Annotated in this window: 21 protein-coding genes; 19 read left to right on the top strand and 2 right to left on the bottom strand. The window is 43.2% G+C overall.

From position 1 onward, the window contains the following. Nucleotides 1–54: 54 nt before the first annotated feature. Nucleotides 55–516 carry a Fur family transcriptional regulator gene (locus FZC78_RS05835; protein WP_148938683.1) on the top strand — a complete coding sequence of 154 codons (462 nt, stop codon included), beginning with the start codon at nucleotides 55–57 and terminating at the stop codon, nucleotides 514–516. Between the two features lie 61 nt (nucleotides 517–577). Here the strand turns inward: FZC78_RS05835 and FZC78_RS24155 are convergent, their stop codons facing one another. Next, entirely contained in the window at nucleotides 578–793 is a 216-nt protein-coding gene (locus FZC78_RS24155; protein ID WP_252183518.1) for a hypothetical protein, read from the bottom strand. A gap of 133 nt (nucleotides 794–926) precedes the next feature. Here FZC78_RS24155 and FZC78_RS05825 point away from each other — a divergent pair, with 133 nt between their 5' ends. The 15 genes from FZC78_RS05825 (at nucleotide 927) to FZC78_RS05755 (ending at nucleotide 14,884) form a co-directional block, all read left to right on the top strand. Further along, entirely contained in the window at nucleotides 927–1,157 is a 231-nt protein-coding gene (locus FZC78_RS05825; protein WP_252183261.1) for a YqzK family protein, read from the top strand. A gap of 6 nt (nucleotides 1,158–1,163) precedes the next feature. Next, nucleotides 1,164–2,057: a site-specific tyrosine recombinase XerD gene (xerD, locus tag FZC78_RS05820; protein ID WP_148938681.1), complete on the top strand. Its 894-nt coding sequence runs from the start codon at nucleotides 1,164–1,166 to the stop codon at nucleotides 2,055–2,057. 508 nt (nucleotides 2,058–2,565) lie between these two features. Then, nucleotides 2,566–3,759, top strand: coding sequence for a phosphopentomutase (gene deoB, locus FZC78_RS05815; protein WP_148938680.1), 1,194 nt, complete (start codon nucleotides 2,566–2,568; stop codon nucleotides 3,757–3,759). 1 nt (nucleotide 3,760) lies between these two features. After that, nucleotides 3,761–4,576, top strand: a complete 816-nt coding sequence (locus FZC78_RS05810; protein ID WP_148938679.1) for a purine-nucleoside phosphorylase — start codon at nucleotides 3,761–3,763, stop codon at nucleotides 4,574–4,576. Nucleotides 4,577–4,761: 185 nt separating this feature from the next. Then, the gene (locus FZC78_RS05805) at nucleotides 4,762–6,072 is read left to right on the top strand and encodes a pyrimidine-nucleoside phosphorylase (RefSeq protein ID WP_148938678.1); all 1,311 of its coding nucleotides are present in this window, start codon (nucleotides 4,762–4,764) and stop codon (nucleotides 6,070–6,072) included. A gap of 190 nt (nucleotides 6,073–6,262) precedes the next feature. Further along, nucleotides 6,263–7,426 (top strand): D-alanyl-D-alanine carboxypeptidase family protein, encoded by a 1,164-nt coding sequence (locus FZC78_RS05800; protein ID WP_148938677.1) that lies wholly within the window; start codon nucleotides 6,263–6,265, stop codon nucleotides 7,424–7,426. 303 nt (nucleotides 7,427–7,729) lie between these two features. Continuing rightward, a complete protein-coding gene (gene spoIIAA / locus FZC78_RS05795; RefSeq protein WP_148938676.1) occupies nucleotides 7,730–8,080 on the top strand; it encodes an anti-sigma F factor antagonist in 351 nt (116 codons plus the stop codon). 1 nt (nucleotide 8,081) lies between these two features. Next, nucleotides 8,082–8,522 (top strand): anti-sigma F factor, encoded by a 441-nt coding sequence (gene spoIIAB / locus FZC78_RS05790; RefSeq protein ID WP_148938675.1) that lies wholly within the window; start codon nucleotides 8,082–8,084, stop codon nucleotides 8,520–8,522. A gap of 12 nt (nucleotides 8,523–8,534) precedes the next feature. Further along, a complete protein-coding gene (gene sigF / locus FZC78_RS05785) occupies nucleotides 8,535–9,296 on the top strand; it encodes an RNA polymerase sporulation sigma factor SigF (RefSeq protein WP_148938674.1) in 762 nt (253 codons plus the stop codon). 396 nt (nucleotides 9,297–9,692) lie between these two features. Continuing rightward, nucleotides 9,693–10,313, top strand: a complete 621-nt coding sequence (locus FZC78_RS05780) for a stage V sporulation protein AA (RefSeq protein ID WP_148938673.1) — start codon at nucleotides 9,693–9,695, stop codon at nucleotides 10,311–10,313. After that, nucleotides 10,303–10,725 (top strand): stage V sporulation protein AB, encoded by a 423-nt coding sequence (locus tag FZC78_RS05775; RefSeq protein ID WP_148938672.1) that lies wholly within the window; start codon nucleotides 10,303–10,305, stop codon nucleotides 10,723–10,725. The genes FZC78_RS05780 and FZC78_RS05775 overlap by 11 nt, the downstream gene beginning before the upstream one ends. 15 nt (nucleotides 10,726–10,740) lie before the next feature. Next, a complete protein-coding gene (locus FZC78_RS05770; RefSeq protein WP_148938671.1) occupies nucleotides 10,741–11,310 on the top strand; it encodes a stage V sporulation protein AE in 570 nt (189 codons plus the stop codon). Nucleotide 11,311: 1 nt separating this feature from the next. Then, on the top strand, nucleotides 11,312–12,787 hold the full coding sequence (locus FZC78_RS05765) for a spore germination protein (RefSeq protein WP_148938826.1): 1,476 nt from the start codon (nucleotides 11,312–11,314) through the stop codon (nucleotides 12,785–12,787). Nucleotides 12,788–12,864: 77 nt separating this feature from the next. Beyond that, the gene (lysA, locus tag FZC78_RS05760; protein ID WP_148938825.1) at nucleotides 12,865–14,172 is read left to right on the top strand and encodes a diaminopimelate decarboxylase; all 1,308 of its coding nucleotides are present in this window, start codon (nucleotides 12,865–12,867) and stop codon (nucleotides 14,170–14,172) included. A 352-nt stretch (nucleotides 14,173–14,524) separates the two neighbouring features. Next, complete coding sequence (locus FZC78_RS05755; RefSeq protein WP_148938670.1) at nucleotides 14,525–14,884, top strand: GNAT family N-acetyltransferase; 360 nt, start codon at nucleotides 14,525–14,527, stop codon at nucleotides 14,882–14,884. Nucleotides 14,885–14,940: 56 nt separating this feature from the next. On the opposite strand, the gene FZC78_RS05750 is transcribed toward FZC78_RS05755, so the two are convergent. Next, complete coding sequence (locus tag FZC78_RS05750; RefSeq protein ID WP_148938669.1) at nucleotides 14,941–15,450, bottom strand: DUF309 domain-containing protein; 510 nt, start codon at nucleotides 15,448–15,450, stop codon at nucleotides 14,941–14,943. Nucleotides 15,451–15,599: 149 nt separating this feature from the next. On the opposite strand from FZC78_RS05750, the gene FZC78_RS05745 reads away from it, so the two are divergent. The 3 genes from FZC78_RS05745 (at nucleotide 15,600) to FZC78_RS05735 (ending at nucleotide 17,627) form a co-directional block, all read left to right on the top strand. Then, complete coding sequence (locus FZC78_RS05745; RefSeq protein WP_148938668.1) at nucleotides 15,600–16,361, top strand: segregation/condensation protein A; 762 nt, start codon at nucleotides 15,600–15,602, stop codon at nucleotides 16,359–16,361. Next, on the top strand, nucleotides 16,348–16,941 hold the full coding sequence (scpB, locus tag FZC78_RS05740; protein WP_148938667.1) for an SMC-Scp complex subunit ScpB: 594 nt from the start codon (nucleotides 16,348–16,350) through the stop codon (nucleotides 16,939–16,941). Before FZC78_RS05745 ends, scpB begins: the two co-directional genes overlap by 14 nt. A 194-nt stretch (nucleotides 16,942–17,135) precedes the next feature. Further along, nucleotides 17,136–17,627, top strand: coding sequence for a YpuI family protein (locus tag FZC78_RS05735; protein ID WP_148938666.1), 492 nt, complete (start codon nucleotides 17,136–17,138; stop codon nucleotides 17,625–17,627). Nucleotides 17,628–18,306: the final 679 nt, after the last annotated feature.

Here is an 18,306-nt window from a genome sequence, read left to right as displayed (position 1 = left end):
TTCCTCCCTTTTTGATATAATAATGTAGACATTGACGAGGGAGGGAGACGGATAATGGAAAGCCGGATAGACCGTATTAAAAAACAACTTTCTTCTGCCAGCTACAAGCTGACACCTCAGCGGGAAGCGACAGTAAGAGTTTTGTTGGAAAATGAAGAAGATCATCTAAGCGCAGAAGATGTATACCTCCTCGTTAAAGAAAAATCTCCCGAAATTGGATTGGCCACTGTCTATCGGACCTTGGAGCTTTTGACAGAGTTAAAGATTGTAGACAAAATAAATTTCGGCGATGGTGTATCGAGGTATGATCTCCGTCAAGAAGGAGCGGCTCACTTTCACCATCACCTGGTGTGCATAGAATGTGGAGCAGTAGATGAAATTCAAGATGATTTACTTGAAGATGTGGAAACCATTGTTGAACGAGATTGGAAGTTTAAAATAAAAGACCATCGCCTTACGTTCCATGGAATCTGCTGGAGATGCCAGGAGAAGCCTGATAATGATGAGGAAAAATAGCAGAAAATGAAGAACTGGCTGAAACGTGTCAGTTCTTTTTTGTCGCATAGAAATTATTTAATCATCTTTTTGGATAACTTACTGCCATGTTATTTACGTCGAGGCCAAGTGCCAGAAAAGGAAAGCCCGTCTTTTTTTCTCTGAGGGACATTTGCCTGTCGGGGCTGAGAGAGGCGCTTTCGCTTTTGATTCGTCCAGCTGCAGCGCCTAGCCCCTCGGGGTCAAATAACCCTCCTAGAATAAAAGGGAAGAGCGCCTTTTTTTCTAGGAGGAACATTTGCCTGTCGGGGCTGAGAGAGGCGCTTTCGCTTTTGTTGTTATAATCGTATAATTTTTTAACTTTTCGCTGGTATAAATTAGCCCTTTTTCGTCATAGCTTGTTAGAAAAGACCTTTATGGAGGACAGGCGCATGTTTCAATCAGGCATGAAGACGATTTGGCACACTGTAAAAGTGTTTATATTATTCACAGGCTCTACGATTCTTTTTTACTATGGTATCATGTGTATAAGCGAAGAATATGAAAGCTACCACAGATATGATGAGCCGGAAGGTGCCGCTGTCAAGGTATCTCAGACTGTTTCAGAGGAGGAACGCAGCTGGACTGACCGGTTATTACTTTTTTATATGAATGGGGAGTAATGCAGTTTGGAGAGCAGGCTACAAGATTTTATCCATTTTTTGATTGTTGAGAGAGGGCTGGCCAAAAATTCGGTGGAGTCTTATCAGCGGGACCTGAAAAATTATTTGAAATTCCTTCAAAATGTGGACTCAGTTCAAAAGTGGGATGAAGTAAACCGGGTCAACATAACGGGATTTCTGGGTCACTTGAAAAATGAAGGGAAGTCCAGTAAAACCCTTGCACGGCATGTTGCCTCAATAAGATCGTTTCATCAGTTCCTTTTGCGCGAAAAGGTAACTGAACAGGACCCTTCCGTACATATTGAATCACCTAAGATGGAGCGTTCCCTTCCAAAGGTGCTCAGTATTGATGAGGTGGAAGCCCTTTTGGAAGCGCCGCAGGAAAGTACGCCTCTTGGTATAAGGGATAAGGCGATGCTTGAAGTACTGTATGCGACAGGCATCCGAGTTTCTGAATTGATCAAGCTGCAGATGGATGATGTTCATTTAAACATGGGATTTGTCCGATGTATCGGTAAAGGCAATAAGGAACGGATCATCCCCATCGGCAAGGCAGCCATCTCCGTCCTTAAAAAGTACTTGCACGAAGGGCGTTCCCAATTGGTCAGTAAGAAGCATAAAGATGAATCACTATTTTTGAATCATCATGGCAAAGGATTATCAAGACAGGGGTTTTGGAAGATCTTGAAAGGACTTGCTTCGGAAGCAAAAATTTCAAAAGAACTCACTCCCCATACTCTCAGGCATTCCTTTGCCACTCATCTCCTGGAAAATGGCGCCGACCTCAGAGCCGTCCAAGAAATGCTGGGACATGTTGATATTTCAACTACTCAGATCTATACCCATGTGACAAAGACGAGAATGAAGGATGTATATTCAAAATTTCACCCGCGGGCTTAAGGTCCGGGGCTTTTTGTGTGGGAACAGAAAGACTGCCAGTGCAAGGCTCTTTCCGTAAACTCTGAAGAGAAGAGTGTTTCTCTCTACTATAGGAGCGAGCAGCCTTGGCAGCCGGGGAAATCAGGCGCTGGGATTTTACCGAAATCAGCAATATATTCGAAACCTGCCTTTTTAAAAGTTCAACCTTTAGAGCAGTTCTGAGAGGGAGAGGCTTCCAATTGAGAGAGTGAGCTTAGTGGCAGTTAGATTAAATAGTGATAGAATGTCGGGGCCTGTCGAACGTCATTTATTTTTGACAAACAAAACCGGCATGAAATGATGTAAACGCTTGTATTTTGAGTGGTTCAGTCTTAAAATAAGGTTGTCTGACTTCTGACGAGTATTCCTTTGGTTACAAGATAGTAATCAGGGTATTATAAGCATAATAATGGCTTATGGCAAAGTTGATGGTCATCACAGCCTTCGTGCTGTCAAAGAAGGAGCAAATTTCATAAGGAGGAAGAGACGGATGAGCAATTATACATACAAAAGAATCCACCTGGTTGTCATGGACTCTGTAGGAGTCGGGGAAGCCCCCGATGCCAAGGAATTCAATGACGCAGGAGCAGATACATTAGGGCATATCGCAGAAAGAATGAATGGACTCAGCATGCCGAATATGGCTGAGCTGGGTCTGGGAAACATCCATGAAGTACAGGGAATCGAGAAGCAGGAAGCCCCGCTTGCTTACTATACAAAGATGGAAGAAGCATCTGTAGGAAAAGATACGATGACCGGTCACTGGGAGATCATGGGCCTGAATATCAGCCAGCCTTTTAAGGTCTATCCGGATGGTTTTCCTGAAGAATTATTGAAAAAATTGGAAGAAAAAACAGGCAGGCCGGTAATTGGAAATAAACCCGCAAGTGGTACTGCGATTATTGAAGAACTCGGAGAAGAGCATATGGAAACAGGTGCCTTGATTGTATACACATCTGCTGATCCTGTTCTGCAGATTGCTGCTCATGAAGACATCATTCCGATTGAAGAGCAATATGAAATCTGTGAAATTGCACGAGAATTGACCAAGGAAGAGAAATACCTTGTAGGCCGCGTCATTGCCCGCCCATTCGTCGGGAAGCCTGGGAATTTCCAGCGTACTTCGAACAGGCATGATTATGCTTTGAAGCCTTTCGAACGCACAGTCATGAATGAATTGAAAGATTCAGGCTATGATGTAATCGCCCTCGGAAAGATTTCAGATATTTATAATGGCGAAGGAGTAACCGAATCTGTCAGGACGAAAGACAATATGGATGGAATGGATCAAATGGTCAGATCATTCGAACAGGATTTTACTGGGCTGAGCTTCTTGAACCTTGTCGATTTTGATGCATTATTCGGCCACCGCCGTGATCCTGAGGGATACGGAAAAGCGCTTGAAGAGTTCGATGCCCGTCTTCCTGAAGTATTCGAGCGAATGACAGAGGATGATTTGCTGATCATCACGGCCGATCATGGAAATGACCCTGTTCATCATGGAACAGATCATACTAGAGAGTATGTACCTTTGCTTGTTTATTCCAAGCGCATGAATGGCGGAAAAGAGCTTCCGGTACGAAAAACATTTGCAGATATCGGGGCAACAGTGGCAGATAATTTTAATGTGAAACTTCCGAAGTACGGAGAAAGTTTCCTGAATGACATTAGTAAGGAGTCGTAATATGAATTTTGATAAAATTGAGAATGCAGCCCATTTTTTAAAAAACAAGTACACAGGAAAGCCTGAAATCGGACTTATTCTGGGGTCTGGGTTAGGTGTTCTTGCCGAGGAAATTAAAAATCCAGTAGTCGTTCCATATAATGAGATACCTGACTTCCCAGTATCAACTGTTGCAGGTCATGCGGGACAATTAGTATTTGGCCAGCTTTCTGGAAAAGAAGTCGTCGCCATGCAGGGCAGATTTCATTTTTATGAAGGATACGGCTTTGATAAAGTGACATTTCCTGTTCGTGTTATGAAAGCACTTGGTGTCGATTCTTTAATCGTTACGAACGCAGCCGGAGGGGTCAACGAATCGTTTCAGGCAGGAGACTTGATGATCATTTCCGATCATATCAATAATATGGGTGGAAATCCGCTGATCGGATCCAATGATGACCGCCTTGGCGTCCGTTTCCCGGATATGTCGGAAGCGTACACCAAATCGCTGAGGGAATTAGCGAGATCGGTATCCCAAAAGCTCTCCCTCAATGTGAGAGAAGGAGTATATGTTGGAAATACTGGTCCTGTCTATGAAACACCAGCAGAAGTCCGCATGATCAGGACGCTGGGCGGAGATGCAGTTGGAATGTCGACTGTTCCGGAAGTAATCGCTGCAAGGCACTCGGGAATGAAGGTGCTTGGAATCTCTTGTATTTCCAATATGGCTGCAGGAATTCTTGATCAGCCTCTCACTCATGATGAAGTGATCGAGACGACAGAGAAGGTTCGTGAAGATTTCCTTAATTATGTTAAGGAAATTGTTAAATCGATGTAAGCGGCAATATAAAAGGGCCTCAGTAATTGGCCTCTTATTTTATCGGAAGCTTCCAAAGATGGCTTCCTTTGTTTACTTATTACTTAAAACTTCTACTCCTGACTTCGATTTTTCAGGAGAGCAGCACAGCATAAGACAGCAGCATGACAATATGGTTGATGACAATGCACACGAGGTGAATGGAAATGAGAATGGTGGATGTAATTGAAAAAAAACGGGACGGCAATGAGCTGACCGCAGAAGAAATCAATTATTTTGTTGATGGATATACGGATGGATCGATTCCCGATTACCAGGCAAGCGCTTTAACGATGGCAATCTTCTTTCAGGGAATGTCTGAAAGAGAGAGGGCAGACCTTACAATGGCAATGGTTAAATCCGGCGATCAAATTGACTTGTCAGCGATTGAAGGAGTTAAAGTGGATAAGCACTCTACAGGCGGTGTAGGTGATACGACGACTCTTGTCCTCGGCCCTCTTGTAGCGGCAGTCGGGGTACCGGTTGCGAAAATGAGCGGCAGAGGTCTTGGCCACACAGGAGGGACCATTGATAAATTAGAAGCCGTTCCAGGTTTCCACGTGGAAATCGATAACGATGAATTCATCCGTCTTGTAAATGAAAACAAAATTGCCGTAATCGGTCAAAGCGGGAACCTGACACCTGCAGACAAGAAACTGTATTCTTTGCGTGATGTAACCGGAACAGTGAACAGTATTCCTCTGATTGCCTCATCGATCATGAGTAAAAAGATTGCAGCAGGAGCTGACGCAATTGTCCTTGATGTAAAAACAGGGGCAGGGGCATTTATGAAAGAGCTCGATGATTCAAAAGAACTTGCTCAGGCCATGGTCAATATCGGAAACAACGTCGGACGAAAAACAATGGCTGTGATTTCTGATATGAGCCAGCCTCTTGGTTTTGCAATTGGAAATGCTCTGGAAGTGAAAGAAGCCATCGATACATTGAATGGAGAAGGACCCGAGGACTTGACAGAGCTTTGCTTAACGCTAGGCAGTCATATGGTCTACCTTGCCGGCAAAGCAGAATCACTTGAAGAAGCTCGGGAAAAATTAATTTCTGCTATGAAGGACGGTTCAGCACTGAACAGCTTCAAACTTTTCTTAAAATCACAGGGCGGAGATGAATCAGTCGTTGACCAGCCGAAAAAACTTCCAAAAGCTGCGTATGTTTTCGAACTGGAAGCCAAGCAGGATGGATATGTATCAGAAATCATTGCGGATTCTGTTGGAACAGCTGCTATGTGGCTTGGAGCGGGAAGAGCAACGAAAGATTCAGTAATCGATTTGGCTGTCGGGTTGGAACTCAGGAAGAAAATCGGTGATAAGGTTCAAAAAGGCGATTCTCTTGTAACCATCCATAGTAATACAGAAGATATTGAAGATGTCAAAATAAAGTTGTATGAAAGCATTAAAGTGACAGAGAAACAAGTGGATACTCCTGTACTTATACACGGAGAAATCAAAGAAGCGGAATAATGGAAGTGCGTGTCCATTAACCAGTAAAGGCAGAAGGCCCCTCGGGACCCTCTGCCTTTTTTGTATGAAGGAGAAATTGAACTGCACTAATTTTACAAATTCATTGGAAATGACTGTATAAAAAAGAGAAGGATGGAAAAAATGGGGCTATGCATGTAATGAAATTTGTACATTGAATGGAGGACCAGGAATGAAACGAATATTATCGGCCATCCTTATGTTAGTCATGATCGCTTCTACAATTGCTCCGTATGCAGCTGCAGAGGAGAAAAAGTCAGAATTGGCTCCTGGAGCTAAGTCTGCTATTTTAATTGAAAGAGACACAGGGACGGTTCTATATGATAAAAACAGCCATGAAAAGCTGCCGCCTGCATCCATGACTAAAATCATGACGATGATTTTGATTATGGAAGCCCTGGACAAAGGGCAGATCAAATGGGAAGACAAAGTGAGAACAAGTGAGTATGCTGCCTCAATGGGCGGCTCACAAATCTTCCTTGAGCCCGGTGAAGAAATGACTGTTAAAGAAATGCTGCTAGGGATTTCAATAGGCTCGGCTAATGATGCATCGGTTGCAATGGCTGAGCATATTGCAGGCAGCGAAGAAGGTTTCGTGGAAAAGATGAATACAAAGGTGAAGGACCTGGGATTAAAAGATACCAACTTCAAAAACCCAACAGGCCTTCCGGCTGATGATCATGTCAGTTCAGCGCATGATATGTCAATGATGGCAAAAGAACTTTTGAAATATCAGGAAATCACAAATTTCACAGGGACATATGAATCCTATTTGCGTGAAGATACGGATAAAAAATTCTGGCTGGTAAACACAAATAAGCTGGTGCGGTTTTATCCAGGTGTAGATGGTCTGAAAACAGGGTTTACAAATGAGGCAAAGTACTGCCTGACAGCAACGGCAAAGAAAGACAATATGAGGGTCATCGCTGTTGTATTCGGAGAGCCGAGTCCAAAAGACCGAAACGCGGAAATCAGCAAAATGTTCGACTATGCTTTCAGTCAGTATCAAACACAACCTCTTTTTGAAAAAGGTGCGGTTGTCGGAAAAACAAAAGTATCAAAAGGGAAAGATAAAGAAGTCGAAGCAATGACCAATGAGCCAATTTCACTTTTAGCCAAGAAAGGTGAAAAGCTGGACGGTATTGAAAAGAAAGTTAAGTTGGATAAGCTGAAAGCACCGGTAAAAAAAGGCGATTCCATCGGCAAGCTTGTCATTGAAAAAGACGGAAAATCACTGTCTGAAACGCCTCTGATTGCAAAAGAAGATGTCCCACTGGCAAGCTTCTGGCAGCTGTATAAGCGGGCATTCGGCATGTTTACGAAGAGCGGGAATTAATTGAACGCCTCCTTATAAAAAAAGCTTATTTTCGCATATATTGTTGCTTTCGGATATCCCGGATACTAAGAGTTTAAACTCTAACCTGAGAAGAACAGCTCTTTTCTCTTCGGTTTAGCTGGATATCATCTTCGTGATAGGGTTATTTTTTGCCATAGTATCAAATAGCAGCAAAGTTTACGAAAAGAGCCTAAAAATTCAGCATAAAATGTCTAAATTCTTCTAGTTTTGTCTTGTAGAAGGAATTAGACAGTAGAAAATAGAATTGACTCACTATACGACAGAGAAGGAGGCCTGTGAATAGTGAGTCTTACTATTGGTCTGGAAGTTAGAAGTGATGTACTTTGTATACGCCTGAGTGGGGAGTTGGACCATCACACGGCAGAGAAGTTGAGGCAGCAAGCCTCTGAATTAATTGAAGAACATGGAATCAAGCACATCGTACTGAATATGGAAGCCCTCGGATTTATGGACAGCTCAGGACTTGGTGTGATTTTAGGGAGATATAAACAAATCAAGCAAAAGCATGGAGAAATGGTTGTCTGTGCAATATCCCCGGCAGTCAAACGATTATTTGAAATGTCAGGTCTTTTCAAAATCATTCGTTTAGAGCCGTCTGAAGAATTTGCATTACAAAGTCTGGGGGTTGCATAAATTGAAAAATGAAATGAATATCCAATTCAGCGCAGTGAGCCAAAATGAATCCTTCGCCCGGGTTACGGTAGCTTCATTTATTGCCCAGCTGGATCCGACGATGGACGAATTGACGGAAATCAAGACAGTAGTATCAGAGGCTGTCACAAATGCCATTATTCATGGGTATGACAACAACCCTGACTGCTTTGTATATATCACAGTCAAAATGGAAGAAGGCTTCATTGACATGGAAATCAGGGATGACGGAATCGGAATCCAAGATGTAGAGGAAGCGCGCCAGCCATTGTTTACAACCAAACCGGAGCTTGAACGTTCTGGGATGGGGTTTACCATTATGGAAAATTTCATGGATGAGATTGAAGTGAATTCGCAACCTGGAGCAGGCACAACCGTTCGTTTAAAAAAGCATTTAGCCAATAGTAGAGCGCTATGCAATTAAGGAGCCGTGCTTATGGATGTGGAAGTTAAGAAGGACAAAGAGCAGAGCTTTTTAAAAGATACTGAAGTTAAAGAGCTCATCCAGCGAAGCCAGGAAGGTGACCAGTCAGCCAGGGATACCATTGTCCAAAAGAATATGAGGCTTGTCTGGTCGGTTGTTCAGCGATTTTTGAATCGCGGATATGAACCGGACGATCTTTTTCAAATCGGGTGCATCGGCCTTCTCAAGTCTGTGGATAAATTTGACTTATCCTATGATGTGAAGTTCTCAACCTATGCGGTCCCGATGATTATTGGTGAGATACAAAGATTTATCCGAGATGACGGAACAGTAAAAGTAAGCCGTTCTTTAAAGGAAATGGGGAACCGGATTCGAAGGACAAAAGACGAATTGTCAAAGGCTTTCGGAAGGGTTCCGACCATCAATGAAATTGCTGCTCACCTGGAACTGTCGCCTGAGGAAGTCGTCATGGCGCAGGAAGCCAGCAGAGCACCATCTTCCATTCACGAAACAGTGTATGAGAATGATGGAGATCCAATTACGCTTCTGGACCAGATATCCGATAACTCAGATCAGAAATGGTTCGATAAAATAGCCTTGAAAGAAGCGATCAGGGAACTGGACGAAAGAGAGCGGCTGATCGTCTATCTCCGCTACTATAAAGACCAGACCCAGTCAGAAGTCGCGGACAGGCTTGGCATTTCACAGGTGCAGGTATCGCGGCTTGAAAAAAAGATTCTTCACAATATGAAGGACAAAATGAATTTGATATAAGAGTTAAAAGAAGCAAATCGCGTTCGGGCGGTTTGCTTTTTTGTATTGATGAAAAACGGGGCGGCAAGGCGGGTATGTGAAGCACGAAAAGGAGAAGAGAAGATAACGTTGAGTGAAAAATCAATATCGATATTCACAGATTGCCTCAAAGACAGCACCGAATCAGCCAAAATCAACATCGATGCATCGCGACAGCACCGAATTCCAAAAATATTGTCCCCCTCCCTTCTCTTCTCAAGTGAAACTTCCTCAAAAAAATCAAACTGACCGGCCGAAAACACTATACCTTTTAACCCCCAAAAAACAGTTAGCAATTATTGGCTTCATGAAATTTTTGTCTGAAATCCATACTATTTATACAAGCAGGAAAATAATGTTGACCAGGATGTGATCTAGATGGAAGGTTCAGTATATATTCGGCTTAGGCATAGGCTGCAGGTTAGACCGGAAAGCAGTATCCTGCTTGAAAATACTGCCCAGATCATCGCGCCTGAACATTACCTTCAGTCCATTCGGAAGATTGTTCTTCATACGGTGACGGAAGAGGATAAGAATATTATCATCCTTGATCTCATGAGAGTCATTTCTCAAATAAAAGATGTACAACCTGATGTGGATGTTCAAACAATCGGGCCTTCCCAAACGATTGTGGAAGTAGTGTACAAGAGGAAAAAGGTTTCACCGCCAATGTTCGCTGCTGTCTGGCTTTTGCTGTTCATTGGGGCAGCTATGGCCATCATGAATTTTCATGAGGATGTCAGTATGCGGGAGGTACATCAGCGCCTGTATCTCATGATGACGGGACAGGAAGACCCCCATCCGTTATTATTTCAGGTTCCTTATTCCTTTGGTCTTGGTTTGGGAATGATTTTATTTTTCAATCATGTGTTTCGAAAGAGGATCAATGAAGAACCAAGCCCTCTTGAGGTTGAAATGTTCAACTACCAGCAGGACCTCGACCAATACGTCATCATGCATGAAAATAAAGAGAGCATGAAGCACCTTGATGACCATTAGCATCGTTATCTTGTGCTTTGTAGGACTTGCCGGGGGACTTGCTGTGGGATCAGGACTGGTGGCTTTCTTGACGGTACTTGGGATCATTCCCCGGTTGACCCAATTAACGAAGACGATGAAAATGATTCATTTTTATGAATGGGCGGTAGTGTTTGGGGCAGTCATTGGAAGTATATTCAGCTTAAATGAATTCACTTTGATATTCTCACCATTTGTTCTTATACCTATTGGCTTAATGAGCGGCACCTTTGTAGGTATGCTGGCGGCGGCGTTGACGGAAGTACTGAATGTATTACCCATACTTACAAAAAGAATCGGCATCAATGACCGTATCATCACTCTTTTAATGGCGATTGTCTTCGGTAAAGTGCTGGGATCACTGTTTCACTGGTTGTATTTTGTCCGCTTATAAAGGAGGAGAGCTCTTATGGCAGAAAAGAAAAACGTGATAATCATTACTGATGGAGATGAATATGCCAGGAGAGCAATCGAGGCAGCGGCAAAAGAATACGGAGCCCGGTGCATTTCCAGATCCCAAGGCAATCCGTCGGTTCTTAAGGGAAGCGAAATTGCAGGATTGATCAAGAAGGCAAAGGGAGATCTGGTGTTTGTGATGTTTGATGACAGTGGTTTTGTAGGAGAGGGCAGTGGTGAGGCAGCTATGAAATATGTGGTTAATTGCCAGGAATTCAACATTCTTGGAGCTATTGCGGTAGCTTCCAAAACAAGACAGGCTGAATGGACACGGGTGGATGTGTGTGTAGATAAATTCGGGGAGCTGACTCCCTATGGGGTTGATAAATTTGGCGTTCCTGAAAATGAGATAGGGCGGCTCAATGGTGATACAGTGTACTGTCTGGACCAGCTGAAGCTGCCTATTGTGGTAGGCGTGGGGGACATTGGGAAGATGGCGAAGAGGGACCATTTCTCCAGGGGAGCTCCTATTACTAAAAAAGCAGTTCAAATTATACTCGAAAGGAGCGGTTATCTTGCCTAATATGGAAAGAGAAAAGACACCAATACCAGAAGACCTTGGAAAATTGGAACAACTGATGATCGACACAACCGGATTGAACAAAAGCTTCGACTTAGGTGTAAGGAAGTTGAAGATTCTTCATAAAGGTGTTCACATCTATTATATTAACGGTTTGTGTGATACTCAGTTCATTATGAGGATTGTGGAAAATCTGGTTGAGGTCAATGATCATGAAAGACTCTCATCGAAACTTCCTGAAATTGTTCAGAACAGAATCCCTCATCAATCAATTGCACCGGTGAAAACGGTGGAAGAAATGGTGGATGAGGTCTTGTGCGGCCTGATTGCGGTTGTAGTAGAAGATGAACAGGAAGCGCTGATAGTCGATGTAAGAAGTTATCCAGGCAGACAGCCGCAGGAACCGGATACGGAAAAAGTGGTACGAGGATCACGCGATGGGTACGTTGAAAATATCATTGTTAATACAGCTTTGACGAGAAGAAGGATCAGAGACCCACGCCTGAGATTCGAGATATTCCGGGTAGGTGAAAGATCCAAAACGGATATTTCCATTGCTTATATTGAGGATGTGGCTAATCCTTCCCTGATCAACATCATTAAAAATGAATTAAAAGCTATTAAGATAGACGGCCTTACCATGGCGGATAAAACGGTAGAAGAATTCTTGGTGAAACAAGGCTACAATCCATTTCCACTGGTCAGATACACAGAAAGAGCAGATATTGGAGCGACTCATTTACTTGAAGGGCATGTCCTGATTTTCGTGGATACGTCTCCCAGTGTCATCATAACTCCCACTACGTATTTTCATCATCTGCAGCATGCGGAGGAATACAGGCAGTCTCCGGCTGTCGGAACATTTGTAAGGTGGGCCCGGTTCGTTGGTCTGCTTGCCAGTTTATTTTTACTGCCGCTTTGGTATTTGTTTGTACTTGATCCATCACTACTTCCGCCGCAGCTTGAATTTATCGGGCCGAATGAGGAAACAAACATACCTGTCATCGTACAGTTATTGATGGCTGATTTGGGAATAGAATTCTTGAGGCTTGCGGCCATACATACGCCGACACCGCTCTCAACGGCCATGGGGTTGATCGCAGCTGTATTGATCGGACAGATTGCCATCGATGTGGGATTGTTCGTCCCTGAGGTCATCTTATATGTGTCCGTGGCCGCAATTGGAACATTCTCCACACCAAGTTATGAATTGAGTGTAGCCAATAAGCTTCTGCGCCTGGCATTGTTAATAGTAGTGGCGATTTTCGGCATACCGGGGTTAGTCGTTGGAACAACTGTTTTCCTGCTTCTGCTGGTCAGAATCCGCTCATTGAACACACCATATTTATGGCCGTTTATTCCGTTCAGTCCTAGAGCATTTATGCAAATCATCATTAGAAGATCCATGCCGGGATCGAAAATCAGGCCGAGCATCGTCCAGCCGAGAAACAAATATAAACAGCCGGCAAAATCCCGTTAGGATTGCAACCCTGCTCATTCTGTGATAAATTTACTTTTAATTACTAAAGCGATAAAGCAGTCAAAGGGATGAGAAGAATGCATTTTAATGGAACTGCCAGAATTAACAGCCGTGATCACCTGGAAATCGGGGGAGTCGACACTGTAGAATTGGCGAAAGAATATGGAACACCCTTATATATTTACGATGTAGAATTGATCAGAGATAGAGCCAGGGGTTTCAAAGACACATTTGAAGATCTTGGCATTAAAGCTCAAGTAGCTTATGCAAGCAAGGCCTTTTCTTCAGTCGCGATCTTTCAATTGATGGCTGAAGAAGGTTTGTCTTTGGATGTTGTATCCGGAGGGGAATTGTTTACGGCAATTAAAGCGGGATTCCCTGCTGAACGCATACATTTTCATGGAAATAACAAAAGCGAAGCAGAACTAAGAATGGCGTTGGAGCATGAAATCGGCTGTATAGTCGTTGATAATTTTTATGAAATTCAGCTGCTGGAAGAGGTCTGCCGTGATTTGAACAAGACGATGGATATATTAATCAGGGTAACTCCTGGTATTGAAGCACATACCCACGATTATATCCTCACAGGTCAAGAAGATTCTAAGTTTGGCTTTGGTTTGGAAAACGGCCAGACTGAAGAAGCATTGCTGAGAGCGGTAAAATCCCCTCATTTGAATGTGCTTGGCCTGCATTGCCATATTGGATCACAGATTTTCGAGACGACTGGTTTCGTCCTAGCAGCGAGCAAGATCATTGGCAAATTGGCTCAATGGAAAGAACAACACGGCTACACGGCAGAAGTGCTTAACCTTGGCGGAGGCTTTGGGATTAGATACACAGCTGAAGATGATCCGATTCCGGCTTCTCAGTATGTTAAGGAGATCATAGCGGAGGTAAGAAAGAAAGCCGAAGAGTCCAACCTTGATATGCCGGAAATCTGGATCGAGCCGGGTCGTTCACTAGTCGGTGACGCGGGGACGACTTTATATAGCGTGGGGTCCAGCAAAGAAGTTCCGGATATTAGAAAATATTTGGCAGTGGACGGTGGAATGAGTGACAATATCCGTCCTGCTCTCTACGAAGCAAAGTATGAAGCAATTCTTGCGAATAAAGCAGGACAGCCGATTCAGGAAACCGTATCGATTGCAGGGAAATGCTGTGAATCAGGAGATATGTTAATCTGGGATCTTCCCCTGCCTGAATCCTCGCAAGGAGATATTCTTGCTGTATTCTGTACAGGTGCCTATGGGTATTCCATGGCAAACAACTATAATAGGATTCCCAGGCCGCCAGTAGTTTTCGTCGAAAATGGTGAAGCCAAACTCGTTATCAGAAGAGAAAGCTTTGAAGATCTTGTTAAACTGGACTTGTCCCTTAACGAATAATATTCTATAGTGGAGGCGGACACAAAAGTGTGTCTGCCTCTTTTTTTTAAGCAGAGCACACAGACGGAAAATTAGTTGAATCAGTTGACAAGACGAAGGAGCTGCACGAATATGAGAAAGAAAAATATACTATTATTCATAATTCTTTTAATTATGTCACTGGGTTGGGGAGTTCTCTACTGGATGTTCTTTGCTAGTTGATGCAGGTCTTCAGTTTGATATACCCTTTTTCTCGGAATAAAGTTGAATATTTTTCTTAATTTTAGTAAGATAATAAACGGTTAATATGAATACACGGAAAGAATAAAAAACATTGTGCTGAATATGCACAAATTATAACGAGGGGTCTTTTATGCTTATACGTTACAAAAAAGCTTTCGAGAAAATTGCGATGGGGTTGCTGTCCTTTATGCCGCAGGAAAAGGATTTGAAAAAGCTGCAGCAAACGATGCTGAATTATGAGCAGGAAGATGACTGGCAGTTATTTCTTTGGAAAGACGAAGATATAGTCGGCTTGATCGGTGTTGTAATTGGGGAAGAAACCATTGAAGTAAGGCATATATCAGTTAATCCTTCACATCGCCATGAAGGTATAGGGAAAGCAATGCTTAGAACCTTAAGTGAAATTTATTCCAACAAAGTGTTAAAGCCGAATGAACATACGGCTGCTTTTTTTGAAAAGTGCCATTTGGATACTAACGATGAAAATTGATAACGAGGAATTTAACCTCTGCCTTAAATAGTACAAAAAGACTGGCATGATACATGTCAGTCTTTTTGTTTCTGTCTATTTACCAGTGCTTCTTTTCTCATTTTGATCACGTCCGAGCGGTCTCGGAGGGCATGCCGGTGAATGATGGAATCAGGGATGACGTCCAATTTTCCGATCTTGCGGCATTCCTGTTCACATAGTTGTGTCAATTCCTCATTGAGAGGAAGATCGATACTCTGGTAATCAATTCCGGAAACGATGTTTTTTAAAGTTTCCTCTAGAAGCGGGAGAAGTTTATCAAAGTCGATTCCCAGGCTTTTCAAAGAGTTGGGGTGCTGCTTCAAGATATTGGTCCCTTTTCTAAGAATCCTTACTGCTCCGCTTCTGTTCTCTCGGCGATAATGGTAAAAGCCGACTGCAATCTGTATGAGCCCGACCCAAACAGACTCCCTGTTGCCCGGGTCAGTTTCCTTCCAATATTCCTCGAGTACCTCGTGGCATTCAAAATAATCCCGGTCACAGTGGAAATGGATGAGGAAATCTAGATAATCATTTGGATAAGCCATTGGCAAATTTCCTCCTTTTCTTCGATTAGTTTACCATATTCCCGCTGCCGCGGAAAAACGCAATCCTAAATTTACTATTGGAGAATGCTTTATAATCTACTATACTAATAGATAGTCTTAAAATCGTACAAAATGGAATTGGTGATATTATGGAATACAATGTGAAGATTGATGCCTTTGAAGGTCCATTGGACTTGCTTCTGCATTTAATTCACTCTTTGGAAGTCGATATTTATGATATTCCAATGGCTCAAATCACTGAGCAGTACTTGTTGTACATACATACTATGAAAAAACTTGAGCTTGATGTGGCCAGCGAGTACCTTGTCATGGCTGCGACTTTGCTGGCGATCAAAAGCAAAATGCTTCTCCCCAAACATGACGAAATAGCTGAAGAGGAAGATTTCGAAATAGAAGAAGATCCACGGGACGAATTGGTTGACCGTCTGATTGAATACAAACGGTATAAAGAAGCGGCTGAGGAACTGAAAAACCGGGAAGAAGAAAGAGGCCGGATGTATACCAAGCCGCCAAGTGACTTATCTGAATATGCTGAAGAGAAGGCGTCGGGACAGCTGGATCAAGATGTGACCATTTACGACATGCTCGGGGCCTTCAATAAACTGCTCCGCAGAAAGAAACTGCAAAAACCGGTAACCACCAAAATCACAAGACAGGAAATTCCCATTGAAAAAAGGATGGATGAAATTCTTATCCAGATAAAAGGTTCCAAAGAGAAACAAAGCTTTTTCTCATTATTCCCTGACGAAGACCGTGAGCATATCGTTGTTACATTCCTCGCAGTACTGGAACTTATGAAAAGAAAACAGATCATCGTCAGACAGAAACAAAATTTTGACGATTTTACTGTGCAGTCATCAGAGGAGGCAGAACTGGTTGGAAATCATTAATTGGAAGGCGATACTGGAAAGCCTGCTTTTCGCTGCAGGAGATGAAGGACTATCCCTCAAACAAGTCTGTGCAGTCTTAGAAATTGAGGAGCACCAGGCACTAGAGATTATAGAAGGGCTTTTTGCTGAGTACAATAAAGATGAAAGCAGGGGCATACAGCTCATTGAGTTAGCAGGCACTTACCAGCTTGTGACGAAAAAGGAACATGCCCCTTATTTGAAAAAGCTGGTTGAATCACCAAACGTCAACTCTCTATCACAGGCTGCTCTTGAGACGCTGGCAATCGTTGCGTATAAACAGCCGATTACAAGGGTCGATATAGAAGAGATTAGAGGAGTTAAAACCGAGAGGCCATTAAGCACACTGGCATCCAAAGGGCTGGTCAAAGCTGTCGGAAGAGCTGAAGGAACAGGAAGAGCTATATTGTATGGAACAACAAAAGAATTCCTGGATTACTTCGGTTTGAAGGATATCAGTGAGCTTCCTCCTTTGCCGGAAAATATTGATGAAGAATTTATGTCGGAGGATGCCGATTTGTTTTTTGAAAAGTTTCAGGAAACAATGGATTCTCAGTCCTGACTTTATGGTAAAATTATTACAAGCTGATCGAAGGAGACGGCTTTAATCTCCCAGATCAGCTTTTTCTTATAATGTGTTTTCTGAAAGTTCAAAAATTGTCAGTGAAGAGGAATTGAATGTTTTTTATCTGATAAAGATTGTAAGGAAACTAGTGAGATAATTTCACGATCAATAAAAAATTATGGAGGGGTTAGATGAGCAATCCTATCGTCAAATCACAAGTAGAAGAAGTACATACATTCCTGGAAAAAACAGTTGCGGAGCTGGAAGGCTATCTGAATAATGTCACCATAGACGGGCTGCTTCAGGAGAAGAGCGGAGATAGGGCTTACTATGAAGGTGTTCTTTCCAATATTAGAAGGCTCCTTGTTTATTGTGAGGAAGGTCTCGATTCATGTTCTGTTGTCTTGCAAAACGAGACCTTCATCAAAGGTGCTGCCGAAAAAACACTCTATAAAGTCTACCATCAGTGTATAGAAGAATTTTTCTCCCCTCGCTATGATTTATGGTACGAGGACAGCCGCTCAGCTTATACAGGAAAGAACTCCATTATGTTCCGCCAGGATCTGCCGAAAAGCATCATGAGCTTGATGTCGGCTGCTGAAAGTGGTTTCCAGCGGGTAAGGGAAGAACTTGAATACTATGAAACTGATTTCAGGACTAAAATAACCCAAGCCAGGGGCTGATTTAAACTGCAGGAAGTGACTCCGTCACTTTCTGCAGTTTTTTTTGTAGTACCAAAGGAAACCCGTAAAGAGAGGTATCCCTGAAATCTCAGCTGAATGGAGGGAAATTACATTGATACAGGATTGGGACCTGCTTTGATCAAGATTGTATCCAGACAGTATCCAGACAGCGGAGGCGGGTGGATACACGAGAGAGGGAGTTAGGCGGGAGATGTGTATCCAGCGATGGCAGATGGGTACACGAGAGAGGGAGTTTGCCTGAAGATATGTATCCAGAGAAGGCGGGTGGATACATGAGAGAGGAAGTTAGGCGGGAGATATGTATCCAGCGGAATGGGGTGGATACACGAGAGAGGGAGTTAGTCGGGAGATGTGTATCCAGCGATGGCAGATGGATACATGAGAGAGGGGGTTTGCCTGAAGATATGTATCCAGAGCAGTCGGGTGGGTACACGAGAGAGGGAGTTAGTCGGGAGATGTGTATCCAGCGATGGCAGATGGATGCATGAGAGAGGGGGTTTGCCTGAAGATATGTATCCAGAGCAGTCGGGTGGGTACACGAGAGAGGGAGTTAGTCGGGAGATGTGTATCCAGCGATGGCAGATGGATGCATGAGAGAGGAGGTTAGGCGGGAGAAGTGTATCCARGGGAGTGGGGTGGATAYAYGAGAGAGGGAGTT

This window comes from Rossellomorea vietnamensis (assembly GCF_008180415.1).
GTDB lineage: Bacteria > Bacillota > Bacilli > Bacillales > Bacillaceae_B > Rossellomorea > Rossellomorea vietnamensis_C.
The sequence above is the reverse complement of the archived record's forward strand: the minus strand, read 5'-3'. Positions and strand labels throughout refer to the sequence as shown.

Excerpts from the sequence above, each read along its gene's own strand:
- FZC78_RS05835 (WP_148938683.1), top strand. The coding sequence starts at position 55 with ATGGAAAGCCGGATAGACCGTATTAAAAAACAACTTTCTTCTGCCAGC.
- FZC78_RS24155 (WP_252183518.1), bottom strand. The coding sequence starts at position 793 with ATGTTCCTCCTAGAAAAAAAGGCGCTCTTCCCTTTTATTCTAGGAGGG.
- FZC78_RS05825 (WP_252183261.1), top strand. The coding sequence starts at position 927 with ATGTTTCAATCAGGCATGAAGACGATTTGGCACACTGTAAAAGTGTTT.
- deoB (WP_148938680.1), top strand. The coding sequence starts at position 2,566 with ATGAGCAATTATACATACAAAAGAATCCACCTGGTTGTCATGGACTCT.
- FZC78_RS05810 (WP_148938679.1), top strand. The coding sequence starts at position 3,761 with ATGAATTTTGATAAAATTGAGAATGCAGCCCATTTTTTAAAAAACAAG.
- FZC78_RS05805 (WP_148938678.1), top strand. The coding sequence starts at position 4,762 with ATGAGAATGGTGGATGTAATTGAAAAAAAACGGGACGGCAATGAGCTG.
- FZC78_RS05800 (WP_148938677.1), top strand. The coding sequence starts at position 6,263 with ATGAAACGAATATTATCGGCCATCCTTATGTTAGTCATGATCGCTTCT.
- sigF (WP_148938674.1), top strand. The coding sequence starts at position 8,535 with ATGGATGTGGAAGTTAAGAAGGACAAAGAGCAGAGCTTTTTAAAAGAT.
- FZC78_RS05780 (WP_148938673.1), top strand. The coding sequence starts at position 9,693 with ATGGAAGGTTCAGTATATATTCGGCTTAGGCATAGGCTGCAGGTTAGA.
- FZC78_RS05775 (WP_148938672.1), top strand. The coding sequence starts at position 10,303 with ATGACCATTAGCATCGTTATCTTGTGCTTTGTAGGACTTGCCGGGGGA.
- FZC78_RS05770 (WP_148938671.1), top strand. The coding sequence starts at position 10,741 with ATGGCAGAAAAGAAAAACGTGATAATCATTACTGATGGAGATGAATAT.
- FZC78_RS05765 (WP_148938826.1), top strand. The coding sequence starts at position 11,312 with ATGGAAAGAGAAAAGACACCAATACCAGAAGACCTTGGAAAATTGGAA.
- lysA (WP_148938825.1), top strand. The coding sequence starts at position 12,865 with ATGCATTTTAATGGAACTGCCAGAATTAACAGCCGTGATCACCTGGAA.
- FZC78_RS05755 (WP_148938670.1), top strand. The coding sequence starts at position 14,525 with ATGCTTATACGTTACAAAAAAGCTTTCGAGAAAATTGCGATGGGGTTG.
- FZC78_RS05750 (WP_148938669.1), bottom strand. The coding sequence starts at position 15,450 with ATGGCTTATCCAAATGATTATCTAGATTTCCTCATCCATTTCCACTGT.
- FZC78_RS05745 (WP_148938668.1), top strand. The coding sequence starts at position 15,600 with ATGGAATACAATGTGAAGATTGATGCCTTTGAAGGTCCATTGGACTTG.
- FZC78_RS05735 (WP_148938666.1), top strand. The coding sequence starts at position 17,136 with ATGAGCAATCCTATCGTCAAATCACAAGTAGAAGAAGTACATACATTC.